This is a genomic window from Rivularia sp. PCC 7116 (assembly GCF_000316665.1).
Taxonomy (GTDB): domain Bacteria; phylum Cyanobacteriota; class Cyanobacteriia; order Cyanobacteriales; family Nostocaceae; genus Rivularia.
In genome coordinates, this window is sequence record NC_019678.1 from 4,594,341 (window position 1) to 4,614,142 (window position 19,802).

Below are 19,802 nucleotides of genomic sequence, written 5' to 3' on the forward strand. Positions count from 1 at the left end.
AGAACTAATAGTTGTTTTTTTGATAACTTTAGGAGACGTAGCATTGCCACTTCTTTAAAATGCGTCGGAATACATCAAACTACTGGCTCGTTGTAAATTCTCAATAATTTGGGATTGCTTCGTTTCACTTTGCTCCACACCCTGCGGGAACTTTTTCAATGAACGCAATGACATACCTTTAATTTTTACGCCGACTTACTTAAGCTTGTAATGTTGTATAAAAATAAATAAACTCACCCCATCTGTTTCCGACATCTCTTTTAGATGCTTTTCTGAAACAACAGGGTGAGATATTTCTTTATAGCTTGATAAGCGTAAATTAAATTTATTGCACTATTATCATTCAATCTATTTCTTGTAGAGTTGTTTTCCAGAATCTAGTATCGAAGCAATTTGTTCGCGACTGTTGATAAATTCATATTGCTCGTTAAAGCCGCTACTAGTAGGTTTTCCAATGACGTAATGACGTACCGGTATATCGGGAGCATTAAGTACAACTCTATCAGACACCCGTACTGTTGTTTTTGGTGCATTGGGATTTTCTTCTTCAAGACGAGACACCACCCATAGCTGGTTTTCTACCGCATATACAGCTTGAATTTCAACATCATAACCACCAGAAGGGACTTCAACTTCAGTCGTTATAGTACGTTCTTTTTTCTGTACTCCAGGTAAATCAACGTCAATATAAGGAACTTTTACAGTTTCTTTTTCCTGTATGACTACTACTTTTGGTACTGTAACCGTGCGCTCCCTTACTCCAACGTTTACATCGGGTCCTTTTATATCATATTCTGGTAATCTTCCAGGTTCTACATCTACATCTACATCGGGTAAGCGAGCTGCTTGTTCTTTCTCGATTTGGCAAGATGCCAAAGCAACCACAAGCGTAATTAGGAATAAAGGTAAGATTTGTTTTCGGATTAAATGTTGCGATCGCATTTCTATTTAACAAATAAACGACAATGAAAGACTACTAATACCATTTCTTTATAAAGATGCGCCGAATTCAGCCCCTGAAGAGGGGCTTCGTTTGTCTAGCCCCACTCTTCCAGAGTGAGGGCTTTTAGCGCAGCCTCATACAGAATTGGTATAACCAAAACAAGAACTCTGTTGAAGTAGGATGCGAGTCGAACTAATTAGACACTGGAATTTTAGCTGCACTTATTCACAATAAAGGTGTTAAAAAAACCTCAAACACCTTCTTTTGAAGTAAATATGTCTAAAAAAGCTTGCTATTTAATTTTGTATTAACAATTAAAAACTAGTATTTTTACTCACAATTTTGAGCCGTTATTAATACCAGTATTGTTGATAATTATTATGTTTGCTAACTTTTAACTTTTTTGCCTCATTCTTAAGCTAGACATCCGAATTAACTTCTATCTATCAATTGAAGGATGCTAAATTATTACCATTTTTGTTTAAAATAAGTAGCTTTATACAAGCAAATTATGATTAGTAAAAAGTTTTTATAAATACATATGTAAAATAGATAAATAGTTAAAAAAGAGATATTCATAAACAGATTGTAAAAAAAATCAGCAGATGTGGATTATTAAGATAAGTTTGTTTATTTGGTAAGGAAACTATTTATTTTTTTTAGATTAAGTAGTGCATCTGATTAATGAGATTTAAATCAACAGGATGATTGTTTTTATTGAGAGCTTGGTTTTATTGTTAACTCTCAATTTTAAAACCTTTAAATGAAAAGGACTACTGCATTCTCCCTATCATCCCTTCTGATTCCCCCGATTGGGATAAAATCTTTCTGGTAATAATCCCCAAGCTGCTGCATCAGCACCCCAATTACGAAAAATTTTCTGACGTGCGAAAGCATTCGCAAAGCGCCAGTTATAAATTTGCTTCCATGCCGAACTCCATTTTGCCGTTTCATCCGCTTGCTGTAGAGCGCGAATATCAGCTTCGAGAGCTTCAGCATGTTTTTGCAATATGGCTTCGAGTTCTTTAAAGTGTTCTTCTGGAGGTTGCAAAACTTTTTATTTACCGTAATTTAGCTTCATTCCTATTGCAGGATGACAAAAACTTATACATTATAACCCTAGCGGTTGTAAGCTGCGGCATTCAAAATATAGGCGATCGCCATGTCTTAAGCAAATAAGTCTTGAGCAATTACTATCGAATTACTCCGCAGACTTTTGTTAGTCTAGCTTGCCTCTGCTATCCCCTCTCCCCTAACTCTCCAAGTAATTCCACAAATCAAATCAGATTCCTATATTGTTAGCAATCTATAATTTTTTTTAATGCGGATTTTTGAGATTCTGAGTGTAAGATATATCATGATTTTCAGTGCGTTTGATTAAGTATTAGGATAATGTTTAAAGTATGAAATCAAGTCTACTCATCTTCAGTAAAACGGTAAATTTATTGTTTCCCCGAGACGTAGCCTTAAAAATGGGCAGGCTTATTATAGAGAGATGCCCGAGACAAAACGAGTTAATTTGTTTTAAAGCCTGCCTGGGCACCCCGATAAATTTTTTACGGAAATTGTAACCCAAAAATTTTTGCGTTCTAATGAGGTAAATTGCACATAATATTTATTTTTTTGCTTTTGTCAAGTCATTGTCATACGTAACGCAAAAGCAAGATAAGTTATAAAGCGATACAAATAAAGCTTTGATATTGTTTGTATATTTACTTATCTGTTTGTGGCTTTTCCTTTAAATTAAAAACTTAATCAATTCTACTTATTATTTTGAAATGCTAAAAATAATACCTTCGATGAGAAAAACAAATTTTATAAATCTATTTATTGATGATATTTTTTTAAAGAGCTTTGATAATACTTTATGTTAGTTGATTTAAACAAAGAGAGCGATTACTGAGAAAATACAGAAGACTAGTAACAATCAAGGCTGCCAAGTAAGTCAATAGTAAGTCACAAAGGTGGTCAAATAAGGGGCAGAGGATAAGGATTAATGGGACGATTTGATAACGGACCAGAAAAGCCGCGTAGAGCAGGCGAGCCATACGGTTCAGCCGAATCTGCCTTACGGGCTGTCACTGAGGAATTACAAATTATCCAGCGGAATTTACTCAAATCATTGCAGGATGATGTCAAGCGTCTACAGAGTGAGAAAATCCGCTTAGCTGATGATATCAAACGTCTGCAAGAAGAAAGAGAGCAGTTGCAAGGAGGAAGACAAATTGATGAGTTACAGGTGTTAATGCGTCAATTAGCACAAGTTTTAGGAAATCATATTTCCGTACAGCTACAAGCTTCACTCGAAAGATTAGTCAACGATCGATCAACTGTTAGCACAACTCTTCAATCCGGAAGCGGAACATACACTCAAACTCAAAATCAAGAATCCGAATTAATCGGCAATTCTTTTAATAATGCTTTTAATACACTGCAACAAGATTTAGAAGACTATCAAAGCAGTATTTCCCAGCAATTGTCTCGAATGTCATTGCAACAAGAACAAGGAGAAGCGATTTTAGTCGAATTAGTAAATCGTTTGAAGCAAGAATTAGAGGCTACTAGCATCGATAATTCTCCAGCGGACTTTCAAGTTGAGGAACAAGACGAACGCTTAGAAGATGATTACATATCAGAAGTTGATTATGTCGAAGATTCTCCCCAAATAGAAGAAGATGAAGATACTTCGCAGCAAGAACCATTTCCATCAAGCTTATTGGAAGAGCGGGATCAAATAGCTCCCCTACAGGGAGATACTACGACGGCAACTTCTACCGTTCGAGGGGCGAACGTCTCCTTACCAGAAACATCTCCTCAAACTGTTCCAGAAGCTACTAGGCAGCCAGCAACACCTTCGCAACCAATATCAAGACAGATGGAGGTATTTAAGCAGCGTCCGAAAGGATTGTTGCTAATTGGACTTTCCGCTGTTGCCACATCTATATATAACGTTGCGATTAAAGCAATATTTAACGGCATATTTGATTCAGATCAACTAATATCACCAACTTTAGGAAATTGCTTATTCGTTTTAATGCTGAGAATGCTAGTAGTTGTGCCAATGATGTTAGTTTTGGCACCCATTTTGCATCCCAGAGTTTGGCATGATTTACAAAATTTAATAGAGTCAATAAAAGCAAGTCGTAATCCTGCAAGCATTACAGCTAGAAGAGTGCTGATGCTATCAACCATCAGTGGAGGCTTCTTGTTCTTATCCCAGGTAATGCTCTACTTGTCCATAGGGCAAATTGCTACCGGAATGGCGATCGCGCTTTTGTTCGTGTATCCAATCGTCAGCGGAATTCTGTCATGGCTATTGTTTCGCGACATTCCCAGCAAATTTCGCGCTTTTGCTTACGCGATGATTGTTTTAGGAATAGTTTTAGTATTAGGCGGAGCAAGCGACACAAATAACCTCTCGTTTGGCAGCATTACAGGAATTTTTGCCGGAATAAGTTTTGCATTCTATGTCATATTGACCCGAATTTGTGCTGCGAGACTGCATCCGGTGTCTTTTACTTTGATTAACTTCGCTACAATGCTGTTTTTGTGTTTTATTAGTTTGTGTTTTATTACTATATTATTACCCTTACCTTCAGGTTGGAGTTTAGATATAAACTCAACGAACTTTTTGGAATTGATTTTAAGCACGTTTATTTTAGGGGTACTCACCTTATGCGGTTACCTGCTAAATAACTTCGGCATCCGCAAGCTCGGAGCTACACGAGCCGGACTTATAAGCTCTACCGTTCCAGTTTTAACAGTAATTTTCGCCGGAATTTTAATTCAAGAATCTTTACCATTCATACAGGTTATTGGAGTTCTACTAGTTACCTTCGGAGCCGCTGCTTTTAGCATCGAGAAAATACAGCAACAGATTAAAGCTTCTCGTTCTAGCTAATTATGGGATTAGGGGATGGGTTATATGGGGTAGAATTTTGGACCGATATTTAATTCTTAATTCTTAATTCCTCACTGCTAACTCCTCACTACTGGCTCATTACTGTTCGCCGATTACTAATTACTGGTATACAACAAAGCCATATTCCGGTTAAGACCTGTTAACATACATTTTTGCGGGGATGTAAAAAGGACACGTTTGCTTGCATTACTTTTTGTGGGAGCAGTCCCGTGTTAATCGAAACCTTATTGTAATAGCGGTTTTGGGGGTGACAGGCTTAAATTACTTGTCAACATAAGTTGATGAAGATACCGAACAAAAAGTAATGGCAATTTTAATCACAAGGTAAGTTTTTATCTTCTCCTGTGAAAATACGGGTAAAATGTTGTTTATCATTACCACTTAGACCCTTAGTTATTGCATAATAGATAAATTAAAGTAAACACATAACCTGCGCTCGGGTGTATACTACTTACTTTCCTGCAATTATTGATTTTGTAAACCTGCTATTCAACAGTTTGTAATATGCATAACGATACTGATCTGATCAAACGTCTCGACCCCAGCGCGATGGATCAGATCATGCTTTATTTGGCTTTCAGTGCCATGCGAACTAGTGGGCACAGGCACGGGGCTTTTTTAGATGCTGCCGCAACAGCAGCTAAATGTGCTATTTATATGACCTATCTGGAGCAGGGTCAAAACCTGCGAATGACCGGTCACTTACACCACTTAGAGCCGAAGCGGGTGAAAGCCATCGTAGAAGAAGTCAGGCAAGCTCTGACTGAAGGAAGACTGCTCAAAATGCTTGGTTCTCAGGAGCCGCGCTATTTAATTCAGTTTCCTTATGTATGGATGGAAAAATACCCTTGGCAACCGGGGCGATCGCGAATACCGGGCACTAGTTTGACATCTGAGGAAAAAAGACAGATTGAACAAAAATTACCGCCCAATCTGCCCGATGCCCAGTTGATTACCTCTTTTGAGTTTTTGGAGTTAATTGAATTTCTCCACAAGCGTTCTCAAGAAGATTTACCTGCAAGGCATCAAATGCCTTTAAGTGAAGCTTTAGCAGAACATATCAAGCGGCGCTTACTTTATTCAAGTACCGTGACGCGAGTTGATTCACCTTGGGGAATGCCTTTTTACGCTCTTACCCGTCCCTATTATGCAACTGCAAGCGACGAAGAGCGAACCTATATTATGGTGGAAGATACCGCCAGATTTTTCCGAATGATGAGAGAGTGGTCGGAAAGACAGCGACACACAATGCGAGTTTTGGAAGAAATGGATATCCCACCCGAACGGATAGATGAAGCTTTAGAAGATTTGGATCAAATTATCCGTGCTTGGGCAGATAAATATCATGAAGTAGGCGGAGCGCCTATGGCTCTCCAGATGGTTTTCGGTAAAAAAGAAGACTAGTAAATCAGCAGCCATATTAATGACTGCCGATTATGCCAATTTTTCAATTCTAGCAAAAATATGTCTAAAAATAAAATTGAATACTGAATAAAGAATTAAGGTTGGGTTTACTCGCGGTATAAACCCGACCTATTTTTTTGGGCATTGGGCATTGGGCATTGGGCATTGGGCATGAGGCATGGGGCATGGGGCATTGGGCATTGGGCATGGGGCATTGGGTATTGGGAGTAGCAAGTAAGAAATTAATTTCTTATTCTGGGAGATTGTATTCCCATTACCAATTACCAATTACCAATTACCAATTACCAATTACCAATTACCAATTACCAATTACCAATTACCAATTACCAATTACCCATGCCCAATTACCAATTACCTTTCTAACGCATCGGAGTAGTTTCAAAAGTGGGGCTAAATCCTTCGGAAGGTGGTACTGGGGGTACTGCTGGTACAGCAGGATTCGATAAAGGTACAACATTGCTAATTCGGTCACTGGCGCTGATGCAATTCTCCATCGCCTGTGTGGGTGAAAAATCAATTTCAGAACGTAAACCGACTACGCATTGAGCAAACTTTACTGGTAGCAAGCTACGATTGCAGTAACTTAAAATAGCTGGATTAACTGTTTCGGCACTCCTAGTACCGATACCCACAACACAAGTAGCCAAGTCATTAGGGCGACGTGCCTGCCCGCAGAAAGGAAGCGAATCTGTTGCCGGAATTTGGCTTCTTCGCTGAATTTGACCTACACATGAAGATACTTCTTTTGGTCGAAGTGCAGCAGCACAAGCATTACCAGCGGTTTCTGCCGGAATACCTACACTCAAAAGACGTGCTGCACATACACGATAATCATTTTGATTTCTTCGGAAAGGATTGCTAATAGCATTACTAGGTAAAGTTATTCCTAAAATACTAGTTATAGCTAGGGCTGGTAATGTTAATTTAGCTGTTATTTTAAATAATTTAAAATCGAAACGTTGCATAGAAAGCATTTTTGTCTCACAACCTACAGAACCAAAGTATTTAAACTTGCTGAAACAACCAAATAGCATGGAAAATCTCCAAACACCTTTAAGTAATGCTATCTCATTTTTTGGGCATGGGGTATTGGTAATGGGTAATGGGTAATTGACAATGGGTGATGAGAATAGAAGGAGAGAATAGGAAATTAATTTCTAACTCGCTACTCGTTACTGCCAATTCCCAATGCCCCATTCCATATTCTTCGTTCCGCATCTATAATGATATGTCTGTGAGTAAAATTTGAAAGGATAGAATTAAGGGAGCTATATGTCCCGATACAGAGGACCTAGATTAAGAATTACACGTCGCCTGGGTGAATTACCAGGATTAAGTCGTAAAACCGCTAGACGTGCTTACCCCCCCGGACAGCACGGTCAAAACCGTAAGAAGCGCTCTGAGTATGCTATCCGCTTGGAAGAAAAGCAAAAGCTCAAGTTCAATTACGGCTTAACTGAAAAGCAGATGGTACGTTATATCCGTAAAGCGAGACGAGTTACTGGTTCTACCGGACAGGTATTGCTACAGTTCCTCGAAATGCGCTTGGATAACACCATTTTTCGTTTGGGAATGGCTCCAACTATCCCCGCAGCACGGCAACTGGTGAACCACGGACACGTTCAAGTCAACGGTCGCGAAGTTAACATCGCCAGCTACCAGTGTCGTCCTGGAGATCTTATCGGAGTCAAAAATAAAGAAGCTTCTCGCCAATTGGTAGAAACCAATTTGCAATATCCTGGTTTAGCAAACCTTCCCAGCCATTTAGAGTTTGATAAAAACAACTTGACTGGAAAAGTAAATGGTGTTTGCGAACGCGAATGGGTAGCTTTGAGCGTCAATGAACTATTAGTAGTGGAATACTACTCAAGAAAAGCTTAACGATTTTGGAGTTAGGAGTGAGGAGTTAGGAGTTAAGAGCTTTGAATTGATTCTTTTCCTCTCCCCCTCTTCTCTCCCCTTTATTTACTTCCACTCACCTTGAATCGTAAAAGTAGGCGAATAATAAAGATTTTTCCAATCAGTATTTTGTAAAATTTTTTAATTGAGCGTTAAGTAAGTTGAAAGCATCTTTTTTGTAAATAAAATAATCAAGTATCCACGAATAAAAAATTAGCGTGAAGAAGTTTGCTACTTCCCCGCGCTAAATATATTTTATTAGTTTGTAATCAGTCGCTTTAGCTATGGGAGAACTAAAGTCCTTACTACGAACTTTTCAAAAATGTTAGTCCTATTTATAGGACTTGTACTATTAGACCGAGAATTTATTTCCGGTGAATTAATTAACCAATTAGTTCAATGTTTTGGAATTGTCCAACAGCGGTAGGATTCGCGACATCATGGTCGTTAGCGATGGTTAAGGAATCAAATTGACCGGTAAAGAAATCTCCGACATCAATGGAATATTGTGTGAATCCGTTGTTGGAACCTGTAATGTAATCATCTAGGTCTTCGATACCCCAACCTTGGCTACCATCTACTTGGAAAAAGTTATCTCCATCGTTACCACTTATTGCATTATTGTTGTCGAAACCAATACCTTGGATTTCAGCTTCTCCATTACCTGCAAACTCAAATTTGAGTACAGTATCCTCAGTAACTTCGTATCCAGTAATATCTAAGCGTTTCCAACCGTTTTTCTCTAACCTCAATTCCGAATTGTTCTTAATCGTTGAAGTTATGCTTGTGTTTTGACCGAGTCCACCGTAGGATAAAACTTCTTCTGTTTCAATTTGTCCGTTGATGGAAATATTAAGTGAATCAGGGGTTTCTTCTGGTGTTTCTTCTGGTGTTTGTATGGTCGGAGGAGTATCTGAAAATAACCTAATATTGCTGAATTTACCTTCAGCGTCGGGGTTCTTTTGGTCATCATCGTTAGCGATTGTCAGGTATTCAAAATCTCCGGTGAAGAACTGACCAACTGGGATTTCATAAATATCTTTGTCACCAGATTTCCCTACAATGAATTGACTCAGATTTTCAATACCCCAACTTTGACTACCATCAACTTGGAAGAAACGTTTACCATCCTGGGTGTTAATAACATTGTCATTATCGAAGCCGATGCCTTGAATCTCACCATTACCGTTACCTGCGAACTCAAAACGTAGAATGCTTTTCTCGGTAATGGTAGAGTTAATTTCCAGTTTTTGCCAACGATTCCCCTTTATGTTGAGTTCGTTATCAGAAGATAATTCTACAGTTCCATTTTTAGGATTGTCTTGACTTCCACCATAGGATTCCAGGGTGCTGACTTCAAGAATATCTTTTCCTTCAATGGGAGTTTCATTTCCGCCAGTGGTGTCTGGAGTGTCATCTACAGGTGTGGGATTATCTGTTGGGGTCGCTGGTTCTGTTCCCGGAGGTACATCATTTCCACCAATCACAATCAGATAACCGTCGTTTTTACCACCTGCACTATCTTGTATGGCATTATGAGTAATTTGGCTTCCTGTAAAATTAGTAGTTGCGACTGCTGCTGTTGTACCATTACGGAATGAAGCTACAACTCCACCACCACTATCTGAAATCGGAGTCCATGAAAGTCTTTCTTGAAAGTCTGGACTGATAGTTGCAATGTATCCATCGTAAGAAACATAGTCGCTTACTTTTTGACCTTCGATAGTCTGTTTATCGCGGTTGGCAATTTTACCGGCTGCACTTCCAGCTATGATTACGGTACCGTCTTCGGTGGCTGTAATCGAACTTATATCAACAGAGTTGCCTTTACCATCGTCACGACGGCCTAATAAAGATTGACCTTTGATTAAATCGCCATTTTCAAGGTTGTAACGTCCATACCAACTCATCTTTACCGAACCGACATTAGTAGGACTGTTATATTTATCCGTTTCTATTTTCCTATCGCCAGTTACCTTTTCTGATAAATCAAAAGGATCGCGATAGAAAATAGAAAAGCCGGTACCGCCATTGACGTAGTATGAAGAATATAGCTGTCCGTCGCGTCCGATAGCTACACGCTGTCCCCGCGTATCAGCCATCAAGTTTTCTTCGTAGATGTCTTTATTATCAAAATCATAGTTTTTCCAGACATCTTCTCCTTCATAGGACCATGCTTGGGTGAACGCAACCTGTAAGATATTAGTTTTCTGTTCGTACCCCGTCGTAATAACCATACCTCCGTTTTGGTCGGTTACTGCTATATCAGCAAATTGCCGTCTGGTTTTGCCCGTACTCCAGTCTTTTAGTCGTTCTCCGTTACTGTCATAGAGATAAGCTCTGTCGGGACCTTGACTATCTTGTAAAACACCAACTTTTCCAGTATCGGAAATAGCGATACGCATAACGCGGCTTAGAGATTGACTCCATTTAACCTCTGTCGCATCGGCGTTTAATACAGCTATTCCACCTTCATAAGCAACGGCGATATCACCATTTTTTGAGACTTCTAAATCAAGAATTTTGCCTGGTAAACGAGTTGTAGCAACAGCTTGATTTGTTTGAGAATCGTAACGGACAATGGTTCCGTCACCACCACCAAGGAGTTCAGTCTCTTCTGCTCCGAGGTTAGCATTCTTTAAAGAACCTCCTACGATGACGAATTTACCATCGAGGGAAATATCTACAGCGTTAGTAGAATCATCTTCTTTTCCACCTAAATAGGTAGCAGCCGAAATATCTAAATTATTCGTAGGAGACTGAGGTAGAGCGTTGTTTGTTACCGACGAGAAGGAATTCTGGCTTTGAAGATTACTATCATCGAACTGATTGATTTTAGTAGCCATGTTTCACTCATATTTAATGAACTTCCATCGGTAGATAACTCTGAATAACTAACTCCCCTTTTAACTTTTTATACTCTGTAACCGGAGGTGTATAGCATTACCGTACATTTAATCAAAACCAATATGACAGCCCTTAGTACAGTTTAAAAAGTTGTCACACTATCATTAAAAACACTGGTTTTTTCCTTGCTATTTGACCCTATATTTGATAATTTATTACATTTTTTTTAACTATACATCAGTAAATCTATTAATGATTTTTGAAGTTTTTGCAAGTACTTGAAAATACAAATAAATATAGAATTTTGATGATAAAAATGGATACTTTTGTATTTTTTTTACTTAGTATCAGTAATACTAATTACTTGTAATTAAAGTACAGTTAGTTGCTTGCCGTACAAACTTTGAGTTTACTAAGAATATGTGAAGAAGTAAGTTAATATCAAGTTCCCAATATGTTGTTATAAATTTAGAATCAAGTTGTTAATCGCCCGCAGCCTATAAGACTGGGGCTATACAAACAAAGCCCACCTTCGTGGGCTAAAAATAAGAATTCTTAGTCCACAAAGGTGGGCTTTGTAATCGTAGCCCTACTCTTATAGAGTGGGCTACTGCTACCTTCTACCAAATAATCGATTCAAGAAAGAAACTTTTACTGCACGGTTGTCTATTGCTCCCCCATACATATCGAATCTTTCGGCATTATTAAGAGCGATAATATAATATTTTCCTTTGATTTGAGCTACAATTGGACCTCCAGAAGAGCCCCCCGTGGTATCGCAATCGTGAGATAAGGAACCCGCTTCTTCCTTAAGAATGCTACAGCCATCATGAACACCAGCAGTCAATCCTTCACCGGCTTTGAGATAAGGAAAAGCTTTTAAAGTTTCAGGAGTCGGGAAGTCTTTGGAGTAGCCTATCATGCGAAACTTTTTTGGATATTTAAGCATAGTTGATGTTGGTAAAGACACCCATCCAAAATGACCGTACTTTTTTCCGAGGGGTTTATCAATTTTAACAACAGCCCAATCGTTTTTATATGGATTGGCTTCCTTAAAGTTTGTACCAGCAATAATTTTTTTGACAACAGCGGTATTGATAAAACTGACGCATTAACAATGAAGTTGAATCGTCTTTAACATTCCATAACGACAACACAACTCTTTCGGCACCTGCATACATTAGTCCCCTTGTCAATCCTACCAATCCTTCACCTTTGACTTCTTTCCCCAATCCTCATCTTGCGGGGATTTGGATTTTGAACCCTGCGCGAGCATTTTACCGACTTGGGGTTGCAAACCCCAGTCTAATAGCTGAAGTCCGTTGAAACGGACTGAAAAAATCTTATTTGACGCATTATGCGAAGAAACAAGTAAATCATTAGTCCTCTTGAGAGGACTTTTGCTATTAGACAGGGATTCAAAATCCCTGGCTGGTTGTGAATTTAAATCGGCAAGTGCCGCAAAAGGAATATATTGCAAAGCGTCATCACCGACGATTATCAAACGTTTTTTTACCAAGTTTATCTGCGACGGGTGCAAGAATTAAATTACTTAGTTCCATCGCAGCTTCACTTGTTTGTTTTATGGAACGTTCTTGTGTAGATGGATCTTGCAAAAGATTTCTTAATTTCTTGGCTGCTGTTTCTATTTGTTCGCTTTCGGGTAATTCGTAACTATCGAGGGAATCTGGAGTTACCATCCATAGATAGCTGCGTTTTTCACCTAAGGAATATTGTAAAAGTACGGTGTCTTTATCTAATTGCTGCTGAATTTTAGGTAAGTTAAGAGGTTGGGGATATTTTAGTTGAGCGTATTTAGGGCTGGTGGTTTTAATTTTGGCTTTGAGTTGATTGAGTTCGTTGATGTGATTTTGAACTTCTTGCTGTAAATTTTGTACGTCTGTTTTAGAAACATTCTTATCGCTAAGTTTATCAAGCCGTGATTTCTCTTTAGAATTGATTAATTGTTGTAAGTTCTTTTCTTGAGCTAATAGTTCGGGTTTTATACCTTTACGAATATTGGCATTTGCTTCGGTTAATAATTCTAAAAGTCCGCGAGCGCGAGATTTTTCGCTGGCATGGATTGCTTGGGCATCGTATCCTTTTGATGGGTTTTGTTTGTGCAGTTGCATCAAAATATCGATGTGGAGTTTGTAGATATCCTGAACTGTGGCGAAGTAGGATGTACGTAACTCGTTACTATCTACTTTGGTGCGGAGATTTTCGATGATATCTACTGCGGCTTTGCTGTTAGTGAGGGCTGTTTGTAAGTTACTATCTCTGTATGTTGTAGCGATGTTATGAAGAGTTTTTGCTTCTCCGCTTTTATCTTCAACTTTCCGTTTCAAAATTAATGCTCTATCAAAAAATTCAAGTGCTTTTCGATTTTCTCCCGAATAGGAGTAAACACTACCAATATTATTAAGGGTTACGGCTTCTCCACTTTTATCTTCAACTTTGCGTCTTAGAACTAATGCTTGGTTATAGAATTTAAGGGCTTGCTGGTTATCTCCTAATAAGTTGTAAATTTCGCCAATAGCATTTAGAGTTGCTGCTTCTCCGCTTTGATTTTCAACTTCCCGGCTTAGAAGTAATGCTTGGTTTAATAATTTGAGTGCTTGCTGCTTATCTCCTAAATCTAAATGTATACTACCTATATTGTGAAGGGCAATAGCTTTCTCTCTTCTATATCCAAGTGTCTCCAATAAAGGTAATACTTTTTCATAGTATGTAAGTGCCTGCCGCTTTTTTCCTAATGAGGAATACACAGCAGCAATATTATTCAGGGTTATTGCTTGCCCATTTTTATCTGCTATTTCCTCACTTATAGTTAATGCTTGTTTGTAGTATTCAAGCGCTTGCTGTTTGTCTCCTAAAGAATCGTAGATTTGGCCAATATTATTAAGGCTTCCTGCTTCCCAACGCTTATCCCCATTAATTTCTTGTATTATTATCAATGCTTGCTTGTAAAACTTAAGCGCTTGCTGCTTATCTCCTAAATGGTTATAGATGCCGCCAATATTATTAAGGTTTGTTGCTTCCCCACCTTTATCATCAATTTTTCGACTTAGAAGTAATGCTTGATTGTAAACTTTGAACGCTTGATGTTTGTCTCCTAAATCATCATGGATTACAGCAACATTGTTGAGAATCGATGCTTCAGCGAATTTATCCTTAATTTCTCGCGCTAAAGGTAATGCTTGATTGTAATAATTAAGCGCTTTCTGCTTTTCTCCTAAATTGCTATAAGTATTACCAATACTGTACAACAGAACTGCTTGCGAACTTTTTAGTTCTCCTATTTGCTGCAATAACTCTAAGGCTTGCTCCCATTTAGTAATAGCTTGCTTTAATGATTCTGCGTTTCCTTGCTTAGATAATTGTCTCCCTTCCTGTATCAGCTTTAATACTTGTTTGCGAATCGGCTCTTTATTATCAACGACTCCTTGCTGCGCTACCTCAACGCCCACACTTTTCGGTATCGCATTCACCGACTCACCCACTAAGACAATACCGAGTAATGCTGTCAAACTGAAACGCGCTAAATCGCGTATGACAAACCGGGAATAATTGTCTTTTTTAAGTTTTTTCATGTTTTTATACAGGTAAATCAAAATGTCTGAAATCGATAAAAATTAGACCATCATAAAATTTTAAGTAGATATAATTTAGGCACCCTTGAATTACGCTGTATATATATATCTATACTTGTAAGCGATTTTACGCAAATACGATTATTATTTTATATGTTTTTAAAATATTATGATTGCTGAAAGGGGTATTGACTTTTTATATATAAATATGCAGATAGGCGTGAAATGATTTTTTTCTTCAGATTGTTGATTAAAAAACCCTTCTAGAGCGCAGAGGGCGCGGAGGAAAGAAATAAGGAGAAATTACCAATGCCCTATGCCCAATGCCCATTGCCCACTGCGAACTAATTTTTTCGTCACAATATAAGGAAGTATTCAAACCCCAAGTAATCATGACATCAAATTATAATCTGCCGCCAACGGTTGAAATGCCTATATTCTTAAGGCGGATGAAGTTTATTTTTCAACCTTTTCAATACCTCGAACAAAACGCTCAACTTTACGGGGATACTTTTAGTCTTCCCCAGAAGGATGGTAGTAGCACGGTTTATTTTGGTCAACCTGAAGCGCTGCAACAGATTTTTACTGCCGATCCTAAATCTTTAGAAACCGGCAGAGGAAGCCGGATTCTGAGGTTTCTGGTTGGGGATAATTCCGTGTTGTTATTACATGGCGATCGCCACCAGCGTCAGCGTAAGTTGTTAACTCCTCCTTTTCATGGGGATAGGATGCGGGCTTACGGTATGACTATCTGCGAAATCGCCCAGCAGGTGAGCGATGAATGGCAGACGGAGAAGCCTTTTAATATCCGGGAGTCGATGCAGGAAATTACCTTAAGCGTAATTTTACGAGCGGTTTTTGGTTTGGATGAAGGAAACCGTTTACAGAAAATTCGTCTCAAAATTTCTTCGCTATTGGATTATTTGAGTTCTCCTTTACTGTCTGCTGGTATGTTTTTCCCCGTTTTACAAAAAGATTGGGGTAGCTGGAGTCCTTGGGGTAGGGTTTTATACTTACGCCAACAAATTGATGATTTAATTTACGATTTAATTGAGCAACGTCGCGCTGAATCCAACCCAAATCGCGAAGATATTTTAAGTTTAATGATGTCTGCGCGTTATGAAGATGGTGGAGAAATGTCAAACCAAGAATTACGCGATGAGTTAATGACGCTGCTATTTGCTGGACATGAAACCACTGCCTCTGCCTTAACCTGGGCTTTCTATTGGGTTGATTATTTACCTGAAGTACGCGAAAAATTACTCAAGGAAATTAATGATTTAGGGGAAAATGCAGAACCCAACTTAGTTGCTAAGTTGCCTTATTTAACAGCAGTTTGTCAAGAAACTTTGCGTATTTATCCTATTGTTCCCAGTGCTACTCCTAGAATTGCATCATGTTCGATGGAAATTGGTGGCTATACATTACCAAAAGGTACGTGGATAATTCCCAGTATTTATTTAGCACACTACCGCGAAGAAGTTTACTCGCAACCGCAGCAGTTTAAACCAGAAAGGTTTTTAGAAAGACAGTTTAGCCCCTACGAGTTTTTCCCTTTTGGTGGTGGAAATCGTCGCTGTATTGGTTTGGCGTTTGCAATGCATGAGATGAAGCTGGTTTTAGCAACAATTTTATCGCAATATGAAGTATCAAGAATCGATAAGCGCCCTTTAAAACCCGTGCGTCGCGGCTTAACTTTAGCCACACCCGCAGGAATGAAGATGGTGGCAAAGCCGATTAAGAAAGTAGCGAATACACCTGTTGCTGTTTAGCTAGAATTTTCTTGTTGGGGGAGGCAAATTGCGAAGCCCAAAGGAACCCGGTTTCTATTCGTGAAAGCATAATTATCTGATTGTGTTGCGAGCAAGGAACCGGGTTTCTGACACGATTACTAAATTCAATTTACAAAGTGCATAAAACTGAAATTTATCAATATTTTCGAGTTAATCAACAAAAAAGTGATAAAACATACTACTTTTTTCGTAAAACACCCCAGACAGGGCTGATGTATAAATAGGAGATGATTATTCAGTTAAAGTCATCACATTTATATTGTTATTGAAATCATAAAACCAATGAAAATTGTAGCTTTTTTTGATAGGGTGAACAATTTAGACTTCGAGATGGTTGCCAAAAGAGTTGTGTTTAAACATGGATGGACAATTGAAAGGACGCAAGTAGCAATTAATCGCTATAAATTGTTCTTGTATCTTAAGTCGGTTTATCCTGCTACGGGATTAGTTCCTACCCCAGAAATCGATGTAGTTTGGCACGCTCATATGGAAGTAAATTTAATCCAATATATCCAAGATTGCTACTACCTTTTCGGTTATATTTTAAATCACTGTTCTGCTATTTATGGCGAACAAAATCAAGCAACTTCTTTAATTCACCAGCAAGCTTTTAGCACAACTAAAGCTTTATTTGAAGAGTTTTTCGGATTTAGTATTTTGGATAATACATCTCTTCATGCTGCTGCTTGTGCCGATATCCCTATAGATACTAATCCTGCTGCTTGCGCTGATTTACCAATAATTCCTAATACAATAATAGGTCATTAGTCATTGATAATTTGTAAGGTATAATTGATTTTAGGTAATTGGCATGGTGTTATTAATCAGAATTCATAATTAAAACATCCAATACCCAATTTCCGATTTCTTAAGTTTTCAGCAAGGCATACATCTCTTTTGCTTCTGCACTCATTTTTAAGCTTTCAAAGCTGTCAATTGCTTCTTTTGCTAAACGATGAGCTTGAAACTTATTACCACATGTTTTTTCAAGTTTCGCAAATGTTGATTTATGAAAAGCAATAATTCGCTTATCTTTATGTCTTTGTGCAATTGGTAAGCTATATTCTAATAATCTTCGTGCTTCTGCCAAATCACCATTCATAAGTGCAATATCTGCCAACCAATTATCAATAGCTGCAATTGCTTTTTGCCATTCAATCTCCTCTGCTTTTATTACTGCTTCCTCGAAGATTATTTGTGCTTGCTGATAATCTCCTTGACGATAAAATATTTGCCCTTGGTAGTACAAAATTTGGACTTGCTGCCCCTTATATTCTGATTTATCTAAGCTGGCTTTTTCTAAAAGCTGTTTTTTGACTTCTAGCCATTCTTGAGCTTGCTGTAAATCTCCGAGATGCAAGTGCAAAATAGCCATATTTGCAGCTAACTTTAATTCAAAACTTGCAGATTGATGGTGCCGCAACTCCCAACTTTCTTTTAATATTTTTTGTGCTTCTCGTAACTGAGGTATCTGGCGTATTCTCACCAAAGTTACGGCGCGATCGCACATGGCTAATACGGCTGTGGAATAATCATTTTCTTTTTTAGCGGCTTCAATCAACCAGCCGCTCCATTCTAAGTGTTCGTCCCAGTATCCACGTATAAAAATGTATTCTTTTATGAAATTCCAAAAAGTTTTGACATCAGAATATCGATTATTGGCAATACACCATTCAAAAACTGCTTGCAAGTTTTCCCATTCAACTTCAAAGTTTTCATAGTTGGTATTCCACTCTTTCCAATCTAAATTCCCGAATGATTCCGAAAATTTCAGATACCAATTAACCCAACGCTGGCGTAAGTGTTGAGCAAATTCTGCATTAGCAGCCAACTCTGCCCAAGCATATTCGCGAGTTAGAGCTGCTAAACTATAACGTGCTTGTTGCTGACAAATCAAAGAGAGTTGTTGCAACTTTACCAATCCTTGCGATACCACAATTGGATCTGGCTTTTCAAAAGTTACATTGTCTAAAGTTTCCCTACTTGCTGAACCTACAAAAAGAGTCAAAGCCATTAATAGATAATAAGGTGGCGAATTTTTTATCGGATTTATTGAAGCAGTAAAGCAAAAACGAGCAATATCACCTTCGGGATGTTTAATTAATCGCAATACATCATCAAATAAATAACCAGCAGTCATCTGCCCAATCGCATAAATCATTGCTGCGGGTATTCCGCTGACTGCTTCGTAAATTTCCTGAGATTGTGCGCTGGTTAAATTAATACCCTTTTCCTTGGATTCATGTTGAATTAATCGTAAACTATGTTCTTGTGGTAAAGAATTAAGTCTTATCGGTACAAATAATGTCTGTTCGCGGGTGGTAATAACAACTTTAACTGTTGGCGGTAAATCGTAGAGAAAAGAAAGGACTCCTTCTTTATCTTCAATGGTTTCTAAATTATCAACTATTAATAAAGTTCTTGTCTGGGAAAGCTTATGGTGAATAATTTCTATTTGTTCTGACAAAGATAAATTATTGATTTGGGTAAACTCAAAAATACGAGCGATTTCTCGACATATATCGCGCAAGGTACGTTGATAAATTAGTCGCGGTAAAAGTCCGATGCAGGTAAGATGATTTTGCTTGGCAGATGTAAAGATTATGGCTTCAAAAACAGGTAAGTTACCAGCACTATTTAAATTTATATTTATATTGCAACTTGCTGTTAAACAGCGGTAGGCAACTTCTACTACCATCGTAGTTTTACCTACACCACCAATACCATCAACACTAATTAAATGAGCGGAATGCCCGTAACTAAGCAGTTCCATCAACCTAGCAACTTCGCGATCGCGCCCAACAAAGGTTGCATACTCCCTTGCTGGCAAGTTTTGCAGAATGGGAGATATTTGATTTTCTAAACTATTAGCATCAAAAACTTTTGTTTGCTGACTATTTATCAATAACTGCTGCGAGTTATCTTCTGGTAATGCCTTAGCTTTTAACAGCTCCCATTTGTTGCTTAAAAAGATTCGTAAACGATTTTCTTTACCTCTACTATTACCCTTGACATTGAACTTCTTATAGACTTGTCCCATCCTTTTTAGACAAGCATCCGCAGAAGTCCCCAATTCCGAGGCAATTTCTTCGTAGCTTTGACCTTTCCCCATTCGCAGCAAAAAAACTTCCTCCTGATCGCGAGAAAGTTCTTGATTATGCGCCATTTCAGTCAAAAAATCACTTGGGAACATTTTGCTAAAAATTATGATGTCGCCATTCTATTCTACCTCCTAATTTGGGGTTTACACGTATATCGGAGTTTTTCGGAGTTTGAAGTTTAAGTAAAGGTAGCAAATAATACTTAAGTGTAAAATTATTTTACGTTAGTATGCAAATACACGGCTAACTAAGTCTTCTTGCAAACCTATTTACGATTAA

15 protein-coding genes are annotated in these 19,802 nt (G+C 38.2%); 6 read left to right on the forward strand and 9 right to left on the reverse strand.

The window, feature by feature from the left end:
- Positions 1-348 precede the first annotated feature (348 nt).
- Together RIV7116_RS17840 and RIV7116_RS17845 are read right to left on the reverse strand one after the other, a co-directional pair.
- Entirely contained in the window at positions 349-942 is a 594-nt protein-coding gene (locus tag RIV7116_RS17840) for a hypothetical protein (RefSeq protein WP_015119702.1), read from the reverse strand.
- A 791-nt stretch (positions 943-1,733) separates the two neighbouring features.
- Positions 1,734-1,994, reverse strand: coding sequence for a hypothetical protein (locus RIV7116_RS17845; protein WP_015119703.1), 261 nt, complete (start codon positions 1,992-1,994; stop codon positions 1,734-1,736).
- A gap of 945 nt (positions 1,995-2,939) precedes the next feature.
- On the opposite strand from RIV7116_RS17845, the gene RIV7116_RS17850 reads away from it, so the two are divergent.
- The 3 genes from RIV7116_RS17850 to RIV7116_RS37650 all read left to right on the forward strand — a co-directional run bounded on the left by RIV7116_RS17850 (position 2,940) and on the right by RIV7116_RS37650 (position 6,653).
- Positions 2,940-4,844, forward strand: coding sequence for an EamA family transporter (locus RIV7116_RS17850; RefSeq protein WP_015119704.1), 1,905 nt, complete (start codon positions 2,940-2,942; stop codon positions 4,842-4,844).
- A 525-nt stretch (positions 4,845-5,369) separates the two neighbouring features.
- A complete protein-coding gene (gene hetR / locus RIV7116_RS17855; protein WP_015119705.1) occupies positions 5,370-6,269 on the forward strand; it encodes a heterocyst differentiation master regulator HetR in 900 nt (299 codons plus the stop codon).
- A 273-nt stretch (positions 6,270-6,542) separates the two neighbouring features.
- Positions 6,543-6,653 carry a hypothetical protein gene (locus RIV7116_RS37650; protein WP_371261652.1) on the forward strand — a complete coding sequence of 37 codons (111 nt, stop codon included), beginning with the start codon at positions 6,543-6,545 and terminating at the stop codon, positions 6,651-6,653.
- Here the strand turns inward: RIV7116_RS37650 and RIV7116_RS35905 are convergent.
- Positions 6,650-7,255 (reverse strand): hypothetical protein, encoded by a 606-nt coding sequence (locus RIV7116_RS35905; protein ID WP_063721484.1) that lies wholly within the window; start codon positions 7,253-7,255, stop codon positions 6,650-6,652. The genes RIV7116_RS37650 and RIV7116_RS35905 overlap by 4 nt on opposite strands.
- 307 nt (positions 7,256-7,562) lie before the next feature.
- Here RIV7116_RS35905 and rpsD point away from each other — a divergent pair, with 307 nt between their 5' ends.
- Positions 7,563-8,171, forward strand: a complete 609-nt coding sequence (gene rpsD, locus RIV7116_RS17865) for a 30S ribosomal protein S4 (protein ID WP_015119707.1) — start codon at positions 7,563-7,565, stop codon at positions 8,169-8,171.
- Positions 8,172-8,572: 401 nt separating this feature from the next.
- Here the strand turns inward: rpsD and RIV7116_RS17870 are convergent, their stop codons facing one another.
- The 5 genes from RIV7116_RS17870 to RIV7116_RS17880 all read right to left on the reverse strand — a co-directional run bounded on the left by RIV7116_RS17870 (position 8,573) and on the right by RIV7116_RS17880 (position 14,629).
- Positions 8,573-11,035: a hypothetical protein gene (locus RIV7116_RS17870; protein WP_015119708.1), complete on the reverse strand. Its 2,463-nt coding sequence runs from the start codon at positions 11,033-11,035 to the stop codon at positions 8,573-8,575.
- Between the two features lie 614 nt (positions 11,036-11,649).
- Complete coding sequence (locus RIV7116_RS17875) at positions 11,650-11,985, reverse strand: serine protease (protein ID WP_052330829.1); 336 nt, start codon at positions 11,983-11,985, stop codon at positions 11,650-11,652.
- Between the two features lie 103 nt (positions 11,986-12,088).
- Positions 12,089-12,217, reverse strand: coding sequence for a CHAT domain-containing protein (locus RIV7116_RS35025; protein WP_232435827.1), 129 nt, complete (start codon positions 12,215-12,217; stop codon positions 12,089-12,091).
- A gap of 17 nt (positions 12,218-12,234) precedes the next feature.
- The gene (locus tag RIV7116_RS36505) at positions 12,235-12,555 is read right to left on the reverse strand and encodes a hypothetical protein (protein WP_052330830.1); all 321 of its coding nucleotides are present in this window, start codon (positions 12,553-12,555) and stop codon (positions 12,235-12,237) included.
- A complete protein-coding gene (locus RIV7116_RS17880) occupies positions 12,524-14,629 on the reverse strand; it encodes a tetratricopeptide repeat protein (protein WP_015119709.1) in 2,106 nt (701 codons plus the stop codon). Before RIV7116_RS17880 ends, RIV7116_RS36505 begins: the two co-directional genes overlap by 32 nt.
- A gap of 392 nt (positions 14,630-15,021) precedes the next feature.
- Here RIV7116_RS17880 and RIV7116_RS17885 point away from each other — a divergent pair, with 392 nt between their 5' ends.
- Together RIV7116_RS17885 and RIV7116_RS17890 are read left to right on the forward strand one after the other, a co-directional pair.
- Entirely contained in the window at positions 15,022-16,401 is a 1,380-nt protein-coding gene (locus RIV7116_RS17885; RefSeq protein WP_044291023.1) for a cytochrome P450, read from the forward strand.
- Positions 16,402-16,704: 303 nt separating this feature from the next.
- Positions 16,705-17,190, forward strand: coding sequence for a glycine-rich domain-containing protein-like (locus RIV7116_RS17890; protein ID WP_015119711.1), 486 nt, complete (start codon positions 16,705-16,707; stop codon positions 17,188-17,190).
- Between the two features lie 100 nt (positions 17,191-17,290).
- Here RIV7116_RS17890 and RIV7116_RS17895 read toward each other — a convergent pair whose 3' ends face one another.
- Positions 17,291-19,588: a tetratricopeptide repeat protein gene (locus RIV7116_RS17895; RefSeq protein WP_232435709.1), complete on the reverse strand. Its 2,298-nt coding sequence runs from the start codon at positions 19,586-19,588 to the stop codon at positions 17,291-17,293.
- Positions 19,589-19,802 lie beyond the last annotated feature (214 nt).

What these genes read in the sequence shown, in the direction of transcription:
- RIV7116_RS17870 (WP_015119708.1), bottom strand. Translation starts at nt 11,035, where the DNA reads ATGGCTACTAAAATCAATCAGTTCGATGATAGTAATCTTCAAAGCCAG.
- RIV7116_RS17850 (WP_015119704.1), top strand. Translation starts at nt 2,940, where the DNA reads ATGGGACGATTTGATAACGGACCAGAAAAGCCGCGTAGAGCAGGCGAG.
- RIV7116_RS17895 (WP_232435709.1), bottom strand. Translation starts at nt 19,588, where the DNA reads ATGGCGCATAATCAAGAACTTTCTCGCGATCAGGAGGAAGTTTTTTTG.
- RIV7116_RS17875 (WP_052330829.1), bottom strand. Translation starts at nt 11,985, where the DNA reads ATGCTTAAATATCCAAAAAAGTTTCGCATGATAGGCTACTCCAAAGAC.
- hetR (WP_015119705.1), top strand. Translation starts at nt 5,370, where the DNA reads ATGCATAACGATACTGATCTGATCAAACGTCTCGACCCCAGCGCGATG.
- RIV7116_RS35905 (WP_063721484.1), bottom strand. Translation starts at nt 7,255, where the DNA reads ATGCAACGTTTCGATTTTAAATTATTTAAAATAACAGCTAAATTAACA.
- RIV7116_RS17885 (WP_044291023.1), top strand. Translation starts at nt 15,022, where the DNA reads ATGACATCAAATTATAATCTGCCGCCAACGGTTGAAATGCCTATATTC.
- RIV7116_RS17840 (WP_015119702.1), bottom strand. Translation starts at nt 942, where the DNA reads ATGCGATCGCAACATTTAATCCGAAAACAAATCTTACCTTTATTCCTA.
- RIV7116_RS17890 (WP_015119711.1), top strand. Translation starts at nt 16,705, where the DNA reads ATGAAAATTGTAGCTTTTTTTGATAGGGTGAACAATTTAGACTTCGAG.
- RIV7116_RS35025 (WP_232435827.1), bottom strand. Translation starts at nt 12,217, where the DNA reads ATGTATGCAGGTGCCGAAAGAGTTGTGTTGTCGTTATGGAATGTTAAA.
- rpsD (WP_015119707.1), top strand. Translation starts at nt 7,563, where the DNA reads ATGTCCCGATACAGAGGACCTAGATTAAGAATTACACGTCGCCTGGGT.
- RIV7116_RS17880 (WP_015119709.1), bottom strand. Translation starts at nt 14,629, where the DNA reads ATGAAAAAACTTAAAAAAGACAATTATTCCCGGTTTGTCATACGCGAT.